14 protein-coding genes and 1 tRNA gene are annotated in these 18,461 nt (G+C 61.7%); 5 read left to right on the forward strand and 10 right to left on the reverse strand.

All coding sequences use genetic code 11. From position 1 onward, the window contains the following. The 5 genes from Q1A44_RS15060 to Q1A44_RS15080 form a co-directional block, all read right to left on the reverse strand. Window positions 1-1,413 carry an amidase gene (locus Q1A44_RS15060; RefSeq protein WP_299626861.1) on the reverse strand — a complete coding sequence of 471 codons (1,413 nt, stop codon included), beginning with the start codon at window positions 1,411-1,413 and terminating at the stop codon, window positions 1-3. A 134-nt stretch (window positions 1,414-1,547) separates the two neighbouring features. After that, window positions 1,548-2,672, reverse strand: a complete 1,125-nt coding sequence (gene prfB, locus Q1A44_RS15065) for a peptide chain release factor 2 (protein ID WP_299626864.1) — start codon at window positions 2,670-2,672, stop codon at window positions 1,548-1,550. 82 nt (window positions 2,673-2,754) lie between these two features. Next, the gene (locus tag Q1A44_RS15070) at window positions 2,755-5,265 is read right to left on the reverse strand and encodes a penicillin-binding protein 1A (protein ID WP_299626920.1); all 2,511 of its coding nucleotides are present in this window, start codon (window positions 5,263-5,265) and stop codon (window positions 2,755-2,757) included. Window positions 5,266-5,375: 110 nt separating this feature from the next. Further along, window positions 5,376-6,584 (reverse strand): N-acetylmuramoyl-L-alanine amidase, encoded by a 1,209-nt coding sequence (locus tag Q1A44_RS15075; RefSeq protein WP_299626867.1) that lies wholly within the window; start codon window positions 6,582-6,584, stop codon window positions 5,376-5,378. Window positions 6,585-6,643: 59 nt separating this feature from the next. Next, the gene (locus Q1A44_RS15080; RefSeq protein WP_299626870.1) at window positions 6,644-7,786 is read right to left on the reverse strand and encodes an aminotransferase class I/II-fold pyridoxal phosphate-dependent enzyme; all 1,143 of its coding nucleotides are present in this window, start codon (window positions 7,784-7,786) and stop codon (window positions 6,644-6,646) included. Between the two features lie 22 nt (window positions 7,787-7,808). Here Q1A44_RS15080 and Q1A44_RS15085 point away from each other — a divergent pair, with 22 nt between their 5' ends. Both Q1A44_RS15085 and Q1A44_RS15090 read left to right on the forward strand, forming a co-directional pair. Beyond that, window positions 7,809-9,143 carry a M48 family metalloprotease gene (locus Q1A44_RS15085; RefSeq protein ID WP_299626873.1) on the forward strand — a complete coding sequence of 445 codons (1,335 nt, stop codon included), beginning with the start codon at window positions 7,809-7,811 and terminating at the stop codon, window positions 9,141-9,143. 4 nt (window positions 9,144-9,147) lie between these two features. Continuing rightward, window positions 9,148-9,903 carry a DsbA family protein gene (locus Q1A44_RS15090; protein WP_299626876.1) on the forward strand — a complete coding sequence of 252 codons (756 nt, stop codon included), beginning with the start codon at window positions 9,148-9,150 and terminating at the stop codon, window positions 9,901-9,903. A 96-nt stretch (window positions 9,904-9,999) separates the two neighbouring features. Here the strand turns inward: Q1A44_RS15090 and ispG are convergent, their stop codons facing one another. From ispG to hemA, 3 genes are all read right to left on the reverse strand, one after another. After that, window positions 10,000-11,130, reverse strand: coding sequence for a flavodoxin-dependent (E)-4-hydroxy-3-methylbut-2-enyl-diphosphate synthase (gene ispG, locus Q1A44_RS15095; RefSeq protein ID WP_299626879.1), 1,131 nt, complete (start codon window positions 11,128-11,130; stop codon window positions 10,000-10,002). 90 nt (window positions 11,131-11,220) lie between these two features. Next, on the reverse strand, window positions 11,221-12,429 hold the full coding sequence (locus tag Q1A44_RS15100) for a helix-turn-helix domain-containing protein (RefSeq protein WP_299626882.1): 1,209 nt from the start codon (window positions 12,427-12,429) through the stop codon (window positions 11,221-11,223). A 112-nt stretch (window positions 12,430-12,541) separates the two neighbouring features. Beyond that, complete coding sequence (gene hemA / locus Q1A44_RS15105) at window positions 12,542-13,786, reverse strand: 5-aminolevulinate synthase (protein ID WP_299626885.1); 1,245 nt, start codon at window positions 13,784-13,786, stop codon at window positions 12,542-12,544. Between the two features lie 216 nt (window positions 13,787-14,002). Here hemA and Q1A44_RS15110 point away from each other — a divergent pair, with 216 nt between their 5' ends. Together Q1A44_RS15110 and Q1A44_RS15115 are read left to right on the forward strand one after the other, a co-directional pair. Next, window positions 14,003-15,373, forward strand: a complete 1,371-nt coding sequence (locus Q1A44_RS15110) for a M20/M25/M40 family metallo-hydrolase (protein ID WP_299626888.1) — start codon at window positions 14,003-14,005, stop codon at window positions 15,371-15,373. 91 nt (window positions 15,374-15,464) lie between these two features. Beyond that, window positions 15,465-16,328, forward strand: coding sequence for an alpha/beta hydrolase (locus tag Q1A44_RS15115; protein ID WP_299626891.1), 864 nt, complete (start codon window positions 15,465-15,467; stop codon window positions 16,326-16,328). Window positions 16,329-16,354: 26 nt separating this feature from the next. Here the strand turns inward: Q1A44_RS15115 and Q1A44_RS15120 are convergent, their stop codons facing one another. Next, the gene (locus tag Q1A44_RS15120; protein ID WP_299626894.1) at window positions 16,355-17,227 is read right to left on the reverse strand and encodes a glycosyltransferase family 2 protein; all 873 of its coding nucleotides are present in this window, start codon (window positions 17,225-17,227) and stop codon (window positions 16,355-16,357) included. A 90-nt stretch (window positions 17,228-17,317) separates the two neighbouring features. Between Q1A44_RS15120 and Q1A44_RS15125 the strand changes: the two genes are divergently transcribed. Next, window positions 17,318-18,094 (forward strand): hypothetical protein, encoded by a 777-nt coding sequence (locus Q1A44_RS15125; protein WP_299626897.1) that lies wholly within the window; start codon window positions 17,318-17,320, stop codon window positions 18,092-18,094. 151 nt (window positions 18,095-18,245) lie between these two features. Here the strand turns inward: Q1A44_RS15125 and Q1A44_RS15130 are convergent. Then, window positions 18,246-18,322, reverse strand: a tRNA-Asp gene (locus Q1A44_RS15130). Window positions 18,323-18,461 lie beyond the last annotated feature (139 nt).

An 18,461-nucleotide genomic window follows, 5' to 3' on the forward strand; every position in this document is an offset into this window, starting at 1 on the left:
TTACACCTGTGGTGGCCTCATTTTAGGCCATTCGGTCGCTTGATGCCAGTGTTCTGCCAGTTGCAGCAGTTGCGCGTCCGACCCGTGCCGCCCGATCAGTTGCAGGCCCATGGGCAAATTGTCCGGCCCCCCAAAGCCCACAGGCACCGAAATGGCGGGCAGACCGATGAGGCTTGCCGGCACCACGACCTCCATCCAGCGGTGATAGGTGTCCATCGCGGTACCATTGATGGTCCGCGGCCAGTCCAGCGTCACGTCAAAGGGCCACATCTGGGCCGACGGTAGCGCCAGTACATCATGGCTGTTGAACAGGGTCGTGGCCGTCTTGAACCAATCGGAGCGGATCGTGCTGGCGCGCTGGACGTCCGAACCGCTCAACGCAAGCCCGCGGGCAACCTCCCATTGCGCGCTGTCTTTGAGATGCGCTCGCCGGGTGTCATCGGCGTAAAGCGGCGCGAGCTTTCCGGTCACGGCAAAGCTGCGCAAATCGGTCCAGGACTGCCAAAGCGCGTCGCGGTCAAACGGGGCGGCCAGCGCCGAAACGCTGTGGCCAAGCCCCTCCAACTGCTGCAAGGCGGCAGCACAGGTGTCGAGCACGCCCGCCTCCATCGACAGTGCACCGCCCCAATCCGCAAGCCAGCCGATGCGCAGGTGCCGTGCGGCCTGCCCCATCTGCGGCAGGCTTGGTGGCTGGTTCAGCCCAAAGGGCTGGCGCGGGTCGGCCCCGGCCATCGTGTCCAAAAGCGCTGCCAGATCACGGGGGCTGCGCGCCATCGGGCCATTCGTGGACAGCGGGTGCAGGAACATGTCGCCCGCAGGCTCGGACGGCACCAACCCCCAGCTGGGCCGCATCCCATAGACGTTGTTCCAGCCCGCCGGATTGCGCAGCGAGCCCATCATGTCCGACCCGTCCGCCACGGCGAGCATGCCGGTGGCCAACGCAACCGCCGCCCCACCTGAGGAGCCGCCCGCGCTGCGGCTGAGGTCATAGGGGTTGCGGGTCGCACCAAAGACGGGGTTGATGGAATGCGAGCCGAGGCCAAATTCGGGCGTGTTCGTCTTTCCGATGATCAGCGCCCCGGCGGCCCGCAGACGCGCCACGATAATATCATCGGCCTGCGCCACCTGGCCCGCAAATAGCGGTGAGCCCATGGACGTGGGCAGACCTGCGGCATTGGCCAGGTCCTTGATCGCAATGGGAATGCCGTGCAGCCAGCCCTTGCTGTCTGACGCGTCAGCGTCACACGCCTCGGCCAGTAGCGCCTCCCCATCGCGCAGCGATACGATGGCATTGACCGTCCCGTTCCACGCCTCGATCCGGGCCAGCGTGGCCTGCATCACCTCAACCGCGCTGAGCTTGTCGGCCGCCAGGGCCGCGCTCAGGTCCAGCGCATCCATGTCACAAATATCCATCACAGAAGTGAACGCAATCGCCACGTCTGACACAAGGCGAAACCGTCCCCTGTTCCTCTGGTCCAAAAAATACCGGGGTTCCGCATGCGGTGGCTGGCCCCCTTTGTCCGCAGATCACAGGGACGAAACGCAGCCTAGTTCGCCTGGGCGTCCGCCCGGCTTTTGCCCGACACGTCGAGCGCCAGTGTGGCCGCCATCAGCCCGTCCAGATCACCATCCAGCACGCCCTTGGTATCGGATGTTTCGTAATTGGTACGCAGATCCTTGACCATCTGGTAGGGCTGCAAAACATAAGACCGGATCTGGTTGCCCCAGCCCGCGTCGCCCTTGTTCTCGTGCATCTCGTTGACGGCGGCATTCCGGCGGTCCAGCTCCATCTGATAGAGCCGCGATTTCAGGGCCTTCATGGCGATGTCGCGGTTCTGGTGCTGGGATTTCTCGGAGCTTGTCACCACAATGCCCGTGGGCGCGTGGGTGATCCGGACGGCGGAGTCGGTGGTGTTCACGTGCTGACCGCCCGCCCCGGACGACCGGTAGGTGTCGATGCGGATATCGGCGGGGTTCACTTCGATTTCGATATTGTCGTCCACCACCGGATAGACGCCAACAGATGTAAAGGACGTGTGCCGTTTGGCAGCACTGTCAAAGGGCGAAATCCGCACCAAACGGTGCACGCCGCTTTCCGACTTTAGCCAGCCATAGGCATTGGGACCGCTGATCTTGTAGGTGGCCGATTTGATGCCCGCCTCTTCGCCCGCACTTTCCGATTGCAGTTCGACCTTGTAGCCCTTTTTCTCGGCCCAGCGGACATACATCCGCGCCAGCATCGACGCCCAGTCACAGGATTCGGTGCCCCCCGCGCCCGAGTTGATTTCAAGGAAGGTGTCATTGCCATCTGCCTCGCCGTCCAGCAGCGCCTCAAGCTCTTTTTGCGCCGCCGTGACGGCCAGCGCCTTCAGCGCCTCTTCGGCGTCGGCCACGACCTCTTCGTCCTCTTCCATCTCGCCCAGTTCGATCAGTTCGATGTTGTCGGCCATCTCTTGTTTGATCCGGTCGTGGGTCTCCATCGCGTCGACCAGCATCTGGCGGTCCCGCATCAGCTTTTGCGCGGCTTCGGGGTCGTCCCACAGGTTGGGATCTTCAACGCGCGCGTTGAATTCTTCAAGCCGGTGCGGCGCAGTTTCCACATCCAGCCGTTGCCCCAACAGGGCGACGGATTTCTCGATCTCGGCCACGAGGTTCTGAATTTCTGCGCGCATGGGATGTCCGCCTGCAAAGGGATAGAGACCGGGTGATAAACCAGCCCCTCGCCCGCTTCAAGCGGGCACGCACCGGATGGGGTTAATAGAGCCCGCCCGAGCTGAGCGTGCCGAAGTTTGCCTTGGGCCCCACAACTGCCTGGCCGCCGGTTGAGGTGGTGACTTGCCGTGCGCCGCCCCCTGCCTCTTCGAACAGCGGCAGGTCAGAACCCATGGCAAAGCCACCATCAAAGGTAATGCCAAAGATCGGTTCCTCGCCGTCACGGAAATATTCCGCCACCACACTTGGCCCCGAGGCGCTGTCGCTCAACCGTGCGCCGGTGAAACGGTCGATCTTGATGAACCGCCCGCCTTCGGGCACATCAAAGGCCCCGCCACCGTATTTGCCGATGGCTTCCTTCATGAAAGTGTTGAACACCGGGCCGCACATGCCGCCCCCCGATGCCCCGCGCCCAAGACTGCGCGGCTGGTCATAGCCGATATAGCAGCCCGCCGCGATATTGCTGGAAAATCCCACGAACCACACATCCTTGGCGTCGTTCGTCGTGCCTGTCTTGCCCGCAATGGGCACCGGCAGGTTCACAGTGCTTGAGGCCGTACCCCGCTGCACGACGCCCTGCATCATCGAGGTCAGCTGATAGGCCGTGATCGGGTCCATGATCTGGTTGCGGTTGGACACAATGCGCGGCCCGAACCCCTCGTCGAGGCTGGCCAGTTGCGTACAATCGCGGCATGTCCGCTCATCATGCCGGTAGACCGTGCGCCCGAACCGGTCCTGGACCCGGTCCACCAATGTGGGCTGCACCCGTTCGCCGCCGTTGGCGAACATCGCATAGGCCGACACCATCTGGTACAGCGTCGTTTCCTCGGACCCCAGCGAGTTGGCCAGGAACCGCCCCATATTGTCATAGACCCCGAACCGTTCGGCATAGTCCGCCACAACGTCCATCCCCACCTCTTCGGCCAGGCGGATCGTCATCAGGTTCCGCGACCGTTCGATCCCGGTGCGCAGGGGCGTGGGCCCATAGAACTGGTTGGACGAGTTGCGCGGCCGCCACAGCCCTTGGGGCGTATTGATCTCGATCGGCGCGTCCACAACGATGGTGGCCGGCGAATAGCCGCTGTCGAGGGCTGCGGCATAGACAAAGGGTTTGAAGCTGGAGCCCGGCTGCCGCTTGGCCTGTGTCGCGCGATTGAAGACCGAGTGCTGATAGCTGAACCCGCCCTGCATCGCGATCACCCGGCCGGTGTCCACGTCCATGGCCACAAAACCGCCCTGTACGGCTGGCACCTGCCGCAAGGACCAGCGCAGGAACGACCCGTCACTGTCTGCCGTCATGGCCCGCACATGGACCACGTCGCCGGGCTCGAAATTGTCAAAGAAGTTGCCCTGCATCCAACGGATGTCTTCGCGCGGCACAAATGGGGCCGCCTCGTCTTCGGTCCAACCTTCGATGCCCAGGCGCAATTGCTGGTCCTGGACCTCAAGCACAACGGCAGGACGCCACACGCCATTCAGGTCGATGTCGCGCGCCACGGTGATGCCGGGCAGTGCCTCGGCCCAGGAGTCCAACGCGTCGGCGGGAATGGTCTTGCCCGTACCGCGCCAGATGCCCTGGCCACGGTCATAGCTTTCAAGCTGCTGTCGCAGGGCCTTGGCCGCGACCGGTTGCATTTCGGCATCGATGGTGGCCCGCACGGTATAGCCGCCAGTAAAAAACTCACCCTCGCCGAAGTCTTCGCTCAACTGGCGGCGAATCTCGTCAGTGAAATAGTCGCGTGGCGGCAGTTCGGCCTTGAAGCTGTCAAAGTCCCCATTCTGGACCGAGCGCAGTGGCATCGCGATTTCAGTCTCGTAGGTCGGCGTGTCGATATAGCCGTTTTCCATCATCTCCTTGAGGACGAAGTTGCGGCGCGACAAGAGCCGGTCCTTGCGGCGGACCGGGTGATAATCGGAGGGCGCTTTGGGCAGGGAGGCGAGCGTGGCCGCCTCGTGCGGGGTCAGATCACTGAGCGTCTTGTTGAAATAGGTCTGGCTGGCGGCTGCGACGCCGTAAGAGTTCTGGCCCAGAAAAATCTCGTTCAGGTACAGCTCAAGGATTTTTTCCTTGCTCAGTGCCTCTTCGACCCGAGCGGCGAGGATGATCTCTTTGATCTTGCGTTCTGCCTGGCGGTCGCCGGACAAAAGGAAGTTCTTCATCACCTGCTGCGTGATCGTGGACGCCCCGCGCACATCGGCACCACGCGTGCGCACCGCGTCATAGGCCGCCGCCCCGATGCCGCGCAGGTCATACCCCTCGTGGGTGTAGAAATTCTTGTCTTCGGCGCTGATAAAGGCCTGTTTCACCAGATCAGGGATCGTGTCGGCCGGTGCAAAAAGTCGCCGTTCCTGGGCAAATTCGTCAATGATCTGCCCCTCGCCCGAATAGATCCGGCTGATCGTGGCGGGCTGGTATTGGGCCAGAGATTCGTGGCTGGGCAGGTCGCGCCCGTACATCCAGAACACCGCACCGATCGACAGGGCAATCATGGCGAGCCCCATCGTGACTGTCGTGAAGATCCCGCCGAAGAAGGATAAAATAAACCGGAACATGACCGCCCGCACCTGTTTTAGATCGGTTGCTTTGGCGTTCATCTATACGCGAGGCGGTGGGGGGCGTCAAAACACATCCGCGGCGCGTTCCCGCCGATGTGATTGCCGCATTATTGACGCACCAGAGGCTGCACCGCCAGGTCCGCATCCCGCCAGGCCAGGATGCCCGCCGCCAACGCCTCGACCATGACCGCCCGCCAGACCGGATCGCGCAGGTTGGCCAGATCGCGCGCGTCCGACAAAAAACCCACCTCGACCAGAACAGATGGAATATCGGCGCTTTTGAGTACCGAAAACCCTGCCTCGCGCCGTGGCCGCTTGTTCATCGGCCCGCCTTGCGCTGCCATCGCGTCGATCAACGCCGTGGCCAGCGTGTCAGTCCGGGGACGGGTTTCGACGCGGGCCAAATCCATCAGGACGCTTGCCACCTCGTCATCCGTGCCGCTGAGGTCAATGCCCGCCAGAATGTCAGAGCGGTCATGCTGTGCGGCCAGTTGAGCGGAGGCGGCATCGCTGGCCTCGTCCGAGAGCGTATAGACGGTGGCCCCTCGCGCCTGCCCCTGACTGAGCGAATCTGCATGCAGCGAGACAAAGGCATCTGCGCCCACCTGATGGGCCAGCGCGACGCGGCCGGGCAGCGACACGAACACGTCGCGGTCGCGCGTCATGATCACTTCGACCTCGCCCGTGCGCCGCAATACATCGCGCAGGGCCAGGCCAATATCCAGCATCAGCTCTTTTTCCGTGGTTGAGCCACGTACCGCGCCGGGGTCCACACCGCCGTGACCGGGATCGAGCACAAGGACAAAGCTGTCTTGGGTCACGGGCGGCGGGGGTGAGGCAGCGGCAATGCCCCAGTCGGGGTCACCCGGCGGCACAGCGCGTGCGGCAAATTCCTCGGCGTCAGCACGTTCCAGAATGATGCTCAGCACCGCTTGTCCGTTGCCTGTATCCACTGGCATCGCAATTTCGCGCGGCAGCATCGGTTCGGACAAATCCGCCACCAGCCGCGACCAGCCGGGGCGGAACGTACCAAAGCGAACCGCCGCCACCCGCCCCGGTTCAGGCAACAGCATATCCGCTGACACTCCGGCAAAATCGACCTCGCGAAAATCGACCACAAGGCGCGCGGGATCATCCAAGGTGAACACGCGGAACGGCACCCCCTGGCTGAGCGTGAGGGTCAGGGCCGTGTCACCGAACCAGCCATCGCTGATCCCGCTTTGATCGCCATCGACGCGAGCCAGACCCGACAGATCCTGCGCCACGGCCCAAGTGGCCGCACACCACATCATTATGCCAAGGAGTATCGCCCGCATTGCCTTGCCCTTTTTTGGCACAGCTTAGGGCATCGGCGCGGTCAGGTGAATCCCCTGTCTCAGCGCCGGGCCATAAAATCAGCGAGCCTGCGCAACCCTTCGGCAATGTCCTCGGTGCTGCGCGCATAGGAAAAGCGCAAGGTCTGGTGGCCTCGCACCGGGTCGAAATCGAGGCCGGGGGTCACGGCGACCCCGGCCTTGTCCAATATCTCGGCGGCAAAGGCGCGGCTGTCATCGGTCAGTTCGGACACATCCGCATAGACATAGAAGGCCCCATCGGGCGGCGCGATTTGGTCAAAGCCCGCGCGTGGCAAACCCTCCAGCATCAGCGCGCGGTTGGCACGGTATACATCCATATTGGCCTGAAGCTCATCATCGGCATCCATTGCCGCCAGCGCCACAACCTGCGAGGCGTGCGAGGGACAGATAAACATGTTTTGGGCGATCCGTTCGACCACGCGCACATGATCCTCGGGCACCACCATCCATCCGACGCGCCAGCCCGTCATGGAGAAATATTTCGAGAACGAGTTGATCACGTAGACATCGTCGCTGACCTCCAGGGCGCTGACCGCTTTGGCCTCGTATTCGATGCCGTGGTAAATCTCGTCACTGATGAAGCTGGCGCCTGCCCCTTGGGTCGCCTCGACCAGCGCCTGCATCGCGGACCTGTCCAGCATCGTGCCGCTGGGGTTTGCGGGGGACGCGACAAGCAGCCCTTGGAGATCAAGACCTGCGAAATCGACCGGCACTGGCTGCAACCGGTTGGCGTCAGAAGTGGGCAGGTCAACGGGTTGAAATCCCAAGGCGCTGAGGATTTGGCGATAGCTGGGGTAGCCTGGTGCGCCGATGCCCACCCGGTCCCCGCTGTCAAAAAGCGCGTTGAAGGCCAGGATAAAGCCGCCCGATGCCCCGGAGGTCACCACCACGCGGGCCGGATCCAGATCAAGGTTGTACCAGTCGCCATAAAGACGGGCGATGCGGGCGCGCAGCTCAGGCAGGCCTAGGGCGACGGTATAGCCCAACGGGCCGTCCGCCATCGCGGCGGCCAATGCGCGGGTTGCCGCCTGCGGTGCGCCGGTGCCCGGTTGGCCCACTTCCATGTGGATAATATGGCGGCCGGCCGCTTCGGCGGCGCGCGCGGCCTCCATCACGTCCATCACAATGAAGGGATCGACATCACTGCGGGTTGAGGTTCGCATGGGCTCTCCTATGATCACTGTCATGAGCTTTCATACGCTGACGCGGCTGGCGTCAATCCTTGCCTTGAGTTTTGCGTTGGCCCTGCCCGCGCGGGCGGTGACGTTGTTGCGTGATGCGGGGATGGAATATGCCCTGAGCCAGGTTGCAGCCCCGATCCTGAAGGCGGCTGGCTTAAGTGCGTCGCGGGTCAAGATCCTGGTGGTCAATGACGGGTCGCTGAATGCCTTTGTGGTCAGCAATGACGCCATTTTCATCCATTCGGGGCTCATCTCGCGGATGGACAACGCGGCCATGCTGCAAGCGGTGATCGCCCACGAGGCGGCTCACATCACTAACGGGCACCTGACGCGGCGGATCAGCAATCTGGGCACGGCGCGCACTGCGGCGGGGCTTGGCACGGCGCTCGCCGTGGTTGCGGCGGCGGCGGGCGCAGGTTCGGGCGCTGCCGGTTTGGCGATTGGCGCACAAAGCGCCGCGGAACGCGCGTTCCTGCGCCACACACGAGCCGAAGAATCGTCGGCAGACCAAACGGGTGTGCGGTTCATGCGATCCGCAGGCGTGCCCGTGTCGGGCATGCGTGACGTGATGCGCCTGTTTCGGGGCCAAGAGGCCCTTTCAGAGGTGCGCCAGGACCCCTATGTGCGCTCGCATCCACTGAGCCGGGACCGGTTGCGCGCGATCGAGGCCTATGCCGTGGCATATGGCGATGCGGCCACTGACACCAGCACATCGGACTATTGGTTTGCGCGGGCCAAGGGCAAGCTGACCGCATTTCAGCGGCGGCCAAGCTGGACCCTGAACCGGGTGGGCGAGAGCGGCTATCGCGATGTCGCGCTTTTGCGCGAGGCCATGGCGCAGCACCGCAATTCCAACACGCGCAAGGCCCTTCGGGCGGTGGATCAGGTGATCGCTTTGCGGCCGCAGGACCCGTTCTTTTACGACCTCAAAGGTCAGATTCTGATGGAGACGCGCCAATTCGCGGCTGCCGCCAACGCCCATGGTCAGGCCGTGCGCCTGCGGCCCAATGACGGGCTGTTGCAGGCCGGTTACGGGCGGGCGCTACTGGCCTCTGGCAACACCAAGGCCGCGCTTGGCGCGCTGGAACGCGCCCGCTCCATCGACTTTCGCGACGGCTCCATGCTGCGCGACCTGAGCGTGGCCTATGCCCGTACAGGTCAGCGTGGCATGGCCTCTCTGATCACCGCCGAACGCTATGCCCTTCGGGGCCGCCTGGACGATGCAGGTATTCACGCAAAACGGGCAACGGGCCTCTTGTCGGTGGGCTCTGGCCCTTGGCAACGGGCGCAGGATGTGTTGATTGCATCTGAACGTGCCGCCAAGAAGAAACGGAGATAACCCCATGTTTCGCGCTCTCGCCATGATGACCTTTGCCCTGGGCCTTGCCCTCGCTGTGGCCCAACCCTCCGCGGCTTTGGACCTGAACAAGATGACAGATGAGGAACGCGCTATTTTCCGCGAGGAGGTGCGTGCCTTTTTGATGGATGATCCGCAGGTCATCATGGACGCCGTTGCCGTCCTGGAGCAGCGCCAGCAGCAAGCCCAGGTGCAGGCCGACTTGTCGCTGGTATCGGACAATGCCGATGCGATTTTCGATGACGGTTTCAGCTTTGTCGACGGTAACCCGGATGGCGACATCACCCTAGTCGAATTTCTCGATTACCGCTGTGGATTTTGCAAGCGTGCTCATGGTGAGGTTGCCAAACTCTTGGAATCGGACGGTAATATCCGCCTGATTGTCAAAGAATTCCCGATCCTGGGCGAACAATCCCTTTTGGCGTCCCGCTTTGCCATTGCCACCAAGCAGGTCGCGGGTGGTGAGGCTTACAAGAATGTGGCCGACGCGCTGATGACCCTGGATGGCAATGTCTCGATGCGCAGCCTGCGCCGGATGGCATCGACCTTTGGCCTGGATACCGATGCCATCGAGGCCCGCATGGACAACCCCGAAGTGACCGAAGAAATCGCCCAGACCCGCGCCTTGGCTCAGCGTTTGCAGATCACCGGAACGCCGACATTCGTGCTGGAAGACGAGTTGCTGCGCGGGTTCCTGCCCTATGATCAGATGCGGGCACTGGTTGACGAAAAGCGGGGCTGAAGCAGCGGTTTCGCCGCAGGTGACCTGCGGCGACCGCCTGGGGGCCAGCCCCCAGACCCCCGGAGTATTTTTGAAGAAAAGAAGATAGCCAGTCGTTTATTCGGCGGCCTGTACATCAGCGGCGGCGGCATCCAGTTCTGCCGCCTTTTTCTCGACCTGTTCCACGATATGGTCGACCATCTGGTCATTGTCGAGCTTGTGGCTTTGCTTGCCCGCCAGATAGACCATGCCGGATCCCGCCCCGCCGCCGGTAAAGCCGACATCCGTCATCAGCGCCTCGCCCGGTCCGTTCACCACACAGCCGATGATCGACAGGCTCATCGGTGTCTTGATATGGGCCAGCCGCTCTTCGAGTGTTTCGACCGTCTTGATCACGTTGAAGCCCTGCCGCGCGCAGGACGGGCAGGAAATGATGTTCACGCCGCGGTGGCGCAGGCCAAGGGATTTGAGGATTTCATAGCCGACCTTGACCTCTTCAACCGGGTCGGCGGAGAGGCTGACGCGGATCGTGTCGCCGATGCCCATCCACAAGAGTTGCCCCAACCCGATGGCGGATTTGATCGTGCCGGATTTCAGCCCGCCCGCCTCGGTGATCCCGAGATGGATGGGCGCATCCGTGGCCTCGGCCAGCTGTTGATAGGCGGCGGCAGCCATGAACACGTCAGAAGCCTTGCAGCTGATTTTGAACTCGTGAAAGTCGTTGTCTTGCAGGATCTTGATATGGTCCAGACCGGATTCGACCATCGCGTCGGGCGTGGGTTCGCCGTATTTGTCCAGCAAATGCTTTTCCAGCGACCCGGCATTCACCCCGATCCGGATGGAGCAATTGTGGTCGCGGGCGGCCTTGATCACCTCTTTGACCCGCTTTTCGTCGCCGATATTGCCCGGATTGATGCGCAGACAGGCGGCCCCCGCCTCTGCCGCCTCAATACCGCGTTTGTAGTGGAAATGGATATCGGCCACCAAAGGCACCGGGCTTTCGCGCACGATTTCCTTCATCGCCTTCGACGACGCCTCGTCCGGGACAGAGACACGGACGATGTCGGCCCCTGCCTCGGCGGCGGCCTGGATCTGTTCAATCGTGGCCTTGGCATCGGTGGTCAGCGTGTTGGTCATGGTCTGAACCGTGATGGGCGCGTCCCCGCCCACAGGCACGTTGCCCACCATAATCTGGCGGCTGGTCCGCCGGTAGATATTGCGCCACGGGCGGATGTGGTTCAGCGACATTCGGGCCACCTTGTTCAGGACGTCAGTTGTAAACCAAGATAGACAGATGTGGGCGATGCGGCAATGGGCAGGCCGATCTAAATCGCGCGCCTATTCGCTGTCGTTGAAGAGCGCGTCAGCCTTGGCCTCGGCATAGCGCACGAGGCCTTCGTCGGTCTGGATATCGACCGGTAGATAGGTTTCCTGCAAACCCGCAATTTCAAGCGGCAGGTTCGAGGTCACCTGCCCTTTCGCACCCACGGGGCCGTAGAACTTGCCGTTCATAGCAAAGTAGATCGCACCGCTTTCGCCTGTCCGCAGGGTTGGCGGCTCTTCTGTCAGCGGGGCTTCCCATGTGTCGCCGGGCTGCATCGTCGCCTCGTAGATCACGGTGCCATCAGCAGAGCGGACGCGGACCCAGGAGGGGCGCACAGCGACCATTTGCAAGGCAGGTGCAGGCTCTTCCACCACGCGCGGCACCGATTGGGGCACCTCGGGCAAGGAGGGAGAGACCGCGGACAGGCCCGCAAAGACAGGGCCATCGAGCGACGGCGCGGCAAAGCTGCCGTTTTCGCGCGGATCAAGCGTGGCGATAGGTGCATCGCGCGCCACCAGGACAGGCACGTCGAGCGCTTGCGGGCGGTAAAGACGATCCAGCGCGTCGGCGCGCGGTGTCTGAATATTCGGGCCCGTCAGTTCGGGCGCGGGGGCAACCCCATTCAACGGATCGAGGTTGGACAACACCACTGGCGTCTGATCGACCGGGGCCACCTGAACCCTCTGGACCTCTTGCAAGACCGAATAGCCGCCAAACCCAATCGCGCCGATCAAGGCAAGCAGCACCAGCGACGATCCAATTGCACCGGGTTCGATCCGTGACCACACCGCCTCGCCTGTGGGCGCGAAGGGGGTCGCAGGGGATTTGAAGATGTCCGCGCCATGGCCTTTGCCCAACCGCTCTTCGCGCGAAGGCTTTTTCACGACCGAAGCCTCGGCAGACATGCCGTGGGCCACCGAAAACCCGCTTTCGGCGCAGAATGTGTTAAAGGCCCGATCCGGGTCCATGTTCAGGTAGCGGGCATAGGAGCGCACATAACCGGCGATAAACCCTGGCGTGTCAAAAGCATCAGGATCACAGGATTCGATGGCGGCAATGTAGCTGGCTTTGATCCGAAGCTCGCGCTGCACATCCAGGAGCGACTTGCCCATGGTGGCACGCTCGCCGCGCATCACGTCCCCAAGACGCAGTTCAAAATCGTCAAAGCCTTTTGGCTCTGCGATTTCTTCTGTGCTGGTTTTGCCGGTCTTTCGCCCGATCATCCCGCTGCCCCGTCTCCACACACGTTAACGAACCAATCCCACTCGATTCGCCTCGGCGCTTTTGTTTAACAGACTGTAACACAAGGCAACGCCATTTACACTATTTAGTAAATCAGCCCACGTCCTCGGCGCGATTTAGCGCACAATGTGACCACAAACTGTCCATCGCCCCCACCAACGCATCCATTTCGCGCGGCCCGTGCACCGGCGACGGGGTAAAGCGCAAGCGCTCTGTCCCGCGCGGCACAGTCGGGAAATTGATCGGCTGGACGTAAATCCCGTGATCTTCAAGCAGTTTGTCCGACAAAAGCTGCGTATGCACGGGGTTGCCCACGATGACGGGCACGATATGACTGCCGTGATCAATGATCGGCAGGCCCAGCCCCTTGAGCCGCAGTTTCAGCGCCTTGGCCTGTGCCTGATGATCTGCGCGCAGGTTTTCGGCTGTTTTCAAGAAGGCCACCGATGCCGCCGCACCAGCCGCAATTGCGGGGGGCAAGGATGTGGTAAAGATGAAGCCCGGCGCATAGGACCGGATTGCGTCGCACATCTTGGCCGATGCCGCGATATAGCCGCCCATCACGCCATAGGCCTTGGCCAATGTGCCGTTGATGATGTCGATGCGGTCCATAAGGCCGTCCCGTTCGGCCACGCCTGCCCCGCGCGGTCCGTACATGCCCACCGCATGCACTTCGTCGATATAGGTCAGCGCGCCAAATTCGTCGGCCAGATCACAAATCTCGGCAATGGGGCCAAAATCGCCATCCATGGAATAGATCGATTCAAAGGCGATGACCTTCGGGGCCGCCGGATCATCCGCCGCGAGCAGTTCACGCAAATGGTCCAGGTCGTTGTGGCGGAAGATCCGCTTGGCCCCGCCATTGCGGCGCACCCCTTCGATCATGGAGGCGTGGTTGAGCGCATCCGAATAGATGATCAGGCCCGGAAAAAGCTTGGGGAGCGTGCTGAGCGTAGCGTCATTGGCGATATAAGCGCTGGTAAAGAGCAGCGCCGCTTCTTTTTGGTGCAGGTCGGCCAGTTCGGCCTCAAGCCGCTTGTGATAGACCGTAGTGCCTGAAATGTTGCGCGTCCCGCCAGAACCTGCGCCGGTTGCGTCAATCGCCTCGTGCATCGCCGCCAGCACAATTGGGTTTTGCCCCATGCCCAGATAATCATTGCCGCACCATACGGTAATCGGCGCCTCGGACCCGTCCGGTTTCGTCCAGGTTGCATGGGGGAACTGGCCCTTGCGCCGCTCAATGTCGATGAAGGTCCGATAGCGGCCTTCGTCATGCAGGCGTTGAAGGGCTGTGTCCAATGAGGCGGTATAGTCCACGCGCGGCTCCGTCTTTGTCATGGCTTGGGTGCGTTTCAACGGCATCCAAGCATCGCTTTTAGAACGAATATAGATTGCAGGCCGTCCAATCAATGAATTTGCCCTGCGCGTCATGTCGCAGGTGACATGTCTGTGATCCCCAAGGGTGACGCCTGTTTCCGATAGAGGCACAGCGAGGCACTGGACACCGCGCGGCAAGGTCGTAGTCTCGGCCCAAACACATCCTCAGGAGCCGCCATGACCCTCGACGCCGTTCTCGCCCGCATTGATGCCGACTTGCCCCAGGCCACGGACCGTCTGTTGGAACTGTTGCGCATCCCATCCATCTCGACCGATCCCGCGTTCAAGGATCATTGCCAGACCGCTGCCGACTGGTTGGTGGCCGACCTGCAAAGCCTTGGGGTGCCTGCGGAAAAGCGCGAAACGCCCGGCCACCCGATGGTCGTGGGCCATGTGGAAGGGGACGGACCGCATCTGCTGTTTTATGGCCACTACGACGTGCAACCCGTTGATCCCCTTGAGCTTTGGGACCGCGACCCGTTTGATCCACAGATTGAGGACACCGCCAAAGGCCCCGTCATCAGAGGGCGCGGATCGTCCGACGACAAGGGCCAGCTGATGACATTCGTCGAGGCATGCCGGGCCTGGAAGGCCGAACATGGCACCCTGCCCTGTCGCATCACGTTCTTCTTTGAAGGCGAAGAGGAAAGCGGCTCACCCTCTTTGGTCCCTTTCATGGAGGAAAACGCAGCCGAGTTGAAATCCGATCTGGCGCTGATCTGCGACACTGGCATGTTTGAAAGCCGGGTGCCCTCTATCGTGACCATGTTGCGTGGGCTCTTGGGTGAGGAACTCACGATCACCGCCCCTGACAAGGACCTGCATTCCGGCATGTATGGCGGCGTGGCGATGAACCCCATTCGGGTGCTCAGCAAGGTGCTCGCATCGCTCCATGACGACGCGGGGCGGATCACGGTGCCGGGATTTTATGATGGCGTGCCCGAATTGCCGGATGACATCCGCAGCCAGTGGCAAGGTCTGGCCTTTGATCACGGCACGTTCCTGGGCGATGTGGGGCTGTCTGCGCCCGCGGGCGAAACCGACCGCACACCGATCGAGATGATCTGGTCGCGCCCCACCTGTGACGTGAACGGCATCTGGGGCGGCTATACCGGCGATGGATTCAAGACGGTGCTGCCCTCCAAGGCCCATGCGAAAGTGTCCTTCCGGCTGGTCGGCGACCAGGACCCGCTGAAAATCCGGCAGAGTTTTCGCCAGATGGTTCGGGATGCTCTGCCGCCCGATTGTGAGGTGGAATTCAAGGATCACGGTGCCGGCCAGGCTTCGGTCACGGAAACCACAGACCCCGCGTTCGAGGCCGCGCGCACCGCACTCAGCAATGAGTGGGGGATACCGGCGGCCTATGTGGGCTGCGGCGGCTCGATCCCCATCGCGGGCCATTTCCAGGATATCCTAGGCACCACGCCCATGCTGGTGGGCTTTGGCAAGGACGATGACCAAATCCACTCGCCCAACGAAAAATACGACATGGAAAGCTTTCACAAGGGCATCCGCAGCTGGGCGCGCATCCTGGACGCTTTGACGTGACGCGCGCGGCCCCCCTTCTCAGTTCCAATGATATACCGGGGAGCGCGACGGGCTGGCCCCCCGTTCCCGCTCTCATGACCCACGCAGACAGATGATCCGGCACACGAAGGTCAACGACCAGTCCATCGCCTATCAGATCAGCGGCAGCGGCCCGCCTGTCCTGATGTTGCACGGCTTCCCGCAAACCCAAGCCATGTGGCATGCGATTGCGCCGACGCTTGCGCAAGACTTTACGGTCGTCACCGCGGACCTGCGCGGTTACGGCGCAAGCTCCAAACCGCCCCGTATGGAGGATATGAGTTTTCGCCCCATGGCGGCTGATCAAGTGGCGTTGATGGCAGGTCTGGGCTTCGACCGCTTCCATCTGATCGGCCACGATCGCGGCGCACGCACCGCCCACAGGCTGGCACTGGATTGGCCTGAGGCGGTGCAATCGCTCACGCTGATGGACATCGTGCCCACGCATCTATTGCTGAACGATCTGACGCAAGAGGTGGCGCGGGCCTATTACCACTGGTTCTTTCTAGCTCAACCCGCACCGTTTCCCGAAACTCTGATCGGGCATGACCCGGACGCCTATTTTCAAAGCTGCCTTGCAGGCTGGGGCGGTGGCATGGACGGCTTTGACGCGAATGCGCTCGACGCCTATCGCACCTCATGGAACGATCCCGACTGCATCCGCACCATGTGCAACGACTACCGCGCCGCTATTGATGTCGATTTCACCCTTGATGCCAATGATTTACAGCGCAAAATTCAAGCGCCTGCACTGGTTCTCCATGGCAAGGACGGGATCATGGGGCAAGCCTATGACATGGCCGCAACCTGGGCCGACCGGCTTAAAAACATGCAAAGCATCGGCTTGCCCGGCGGGCATTTTTTTCCCGACACACACCCCGAAGACACCACGCAGGCGCTGCATCACTTTTTGACAACGGTCACCGCATCCACATAACGCAAACCCAATGATCGGCGACGCGTTCAGATCAGGCCGTTGAACCGCTCGGGCAGGACATACTGGGTCGTATAGTGAGGTCGATCAAAGTGATAATACCCTGTGTCGCCGCGCGGCTTGAACGACCGCTGCATCTTGCGGCGCAAGGGGCGCATGTCGAATTCCTCGACCATCTCTAGCTCTGCAAAGGCGTCAAAGACGGCACGATCCTCGCCACGGGCTTCGGCAAACCAATGACGGCCAATGGCCGCGTCTTTCACACCCGCCTGCACGTCTGCCGTCACCTGATTGCGATGATCCATAACACCCACATAGGCGCCAAAATCACAAAACTTCAGGTGCATCAGGTAAAGGTCATCGGGGGTAAAAAGCTTGTCTGATTGGGTAAAATGCCCACCGCGCGCAATCTTGACCGGGGCCGAGATGATGCAGGGTTTTGAGTAATGCGGCGCGGGTCGAACATGGCGCCGGGGGCCCAGAATCGCGTCCTCGATCACCTGATCCTCAATGTCGATCCGATGAATGACCTCCAACCCCAAAGGGGTCACGACGCGGCCTTCAGGAGCGGCCTCCAGGAAATCCAGCAAACTGCCACCGGCATCGGGATCACGGACCACCAATTCGTCCACATCCCCCACGATCACGTGGCGGTAATAGCGGCGCAAGCCCCCCATGAGATTGTTGAGCAAACCCCACCGCTTGATATCGAAATTCTTGTGCGGATCGCCGGGGATACCGATGATGTTGCACCCCTCGGCCAGTGTGGCCACCTCGGACCCGCGACCGTGGTTCACGATATAGCAATTTTCACGTCCGAACATCTCACCGTAGTGGCGGAGCCACGCCTTGAGGAAAAATGCGTCATCACGCACCATGGTGACGGCGGCAACTGTCTGCATCTGATATGGGTCCTGCTCAGGGTCTTGTTTGGGGCACTCTACCTCAGGCACCCTGCCAAGAGAATCGTTAATTTGCCGCAAAGGCGCGCCATGTCCCTGCCCCCCGAATTTGCTCAGACAGGTCTGCATATCCAACGTGCAAGCGACACGGACATCACGCGGTTTCAGGTGCTGGGCGAGAGATCGTCGGGCACCAATTTCGTCAAACGGCTGATCGGGCGCAACAGCAAGCTGACCCCGACCGAAGCACTGGGCTGGAAACACGGGTTTCCGCAGATGATGGCGGTGCCAGCCGATATGGCGGTGATCTGCTCCGTCCGGCGCGCCGACACCTGGGCGCGCTCGATGTTTTCCAAACCGTGGCACACGACGCCTGCGCTGCAAGCGCTTGAATTTTCAGAGTTCATCCGCGCCGAATGGGACACGATCATCGACCGCCCACGATATTTCGGTGGGCTGATTGAGAAGGGCAGCATCGGAACCCCTCTGCAACAAGACCGCGATCCGGTCACCGGGGCTCGATTTGCCAGTCTCTTTGCACTGCGACAGGCAAAACTGGCGATGTTGCTGGGACTGCTAAAGCGAGACTGCACATGCGTCTTTGTCCGCATGGAAGACGCGCAAGCCGCGCCCGAAGTGACGCTGAACACGATCCTTAGAGGGCTCGGCGCCGCCTCACAGACCCAAGCCTTCCGTCCAGTGGTCAAACGGCTGGGCTCAAAGTACAAAGCGTCTGTCGAAAACAGACCGCTCCTGCCAGAGACATGGGCGCAGGCCGATCATGACTTTCTGCGCGCCAGCGTTAATGCGGAGCAGGAAGCAGCGCTGGGCTATACCTACTCCCAAACGGATCATTCTCCTGGCTAAAAATATCCCGGGGAATGCGAGGGGCCGACCCCGCGCTCCGCTCGTTGCAAAAACACACATGGATGGCCTGACGCGCAATTTTCCGACACGGAAAATTAGCCGGAAAACGTATCGTTTTCCGCCACCGCAAGTGACATAATCAAGGAGAAAGTGGCGCGGTTGACGGGGCTCGAACCCGCGACCCCCGGCGTGACAGGCCGGTACTCTAACCAACTGAGCTACAACCGCGCATCGTGTCAGATCAACGCCCTGACAGGCTGTCGATTTAACGCATCGACAAGCGTCGCAGCAGTGGCGCGGTTGACGGGGCTCGAACCCGCGACCCCCGGCGTGACAGGCCGGTACTCTAACCAACTGAGCTACAACC

Source organism: uncultured Tateyamaria sp. (assembly GCF_947503705.1).
Classification (GTDB): Bacteria; Pseudomonadota; Alphaproteobacteria; order Rhodobacterales; family Rhodobacteraceae; genus Tateyamaria.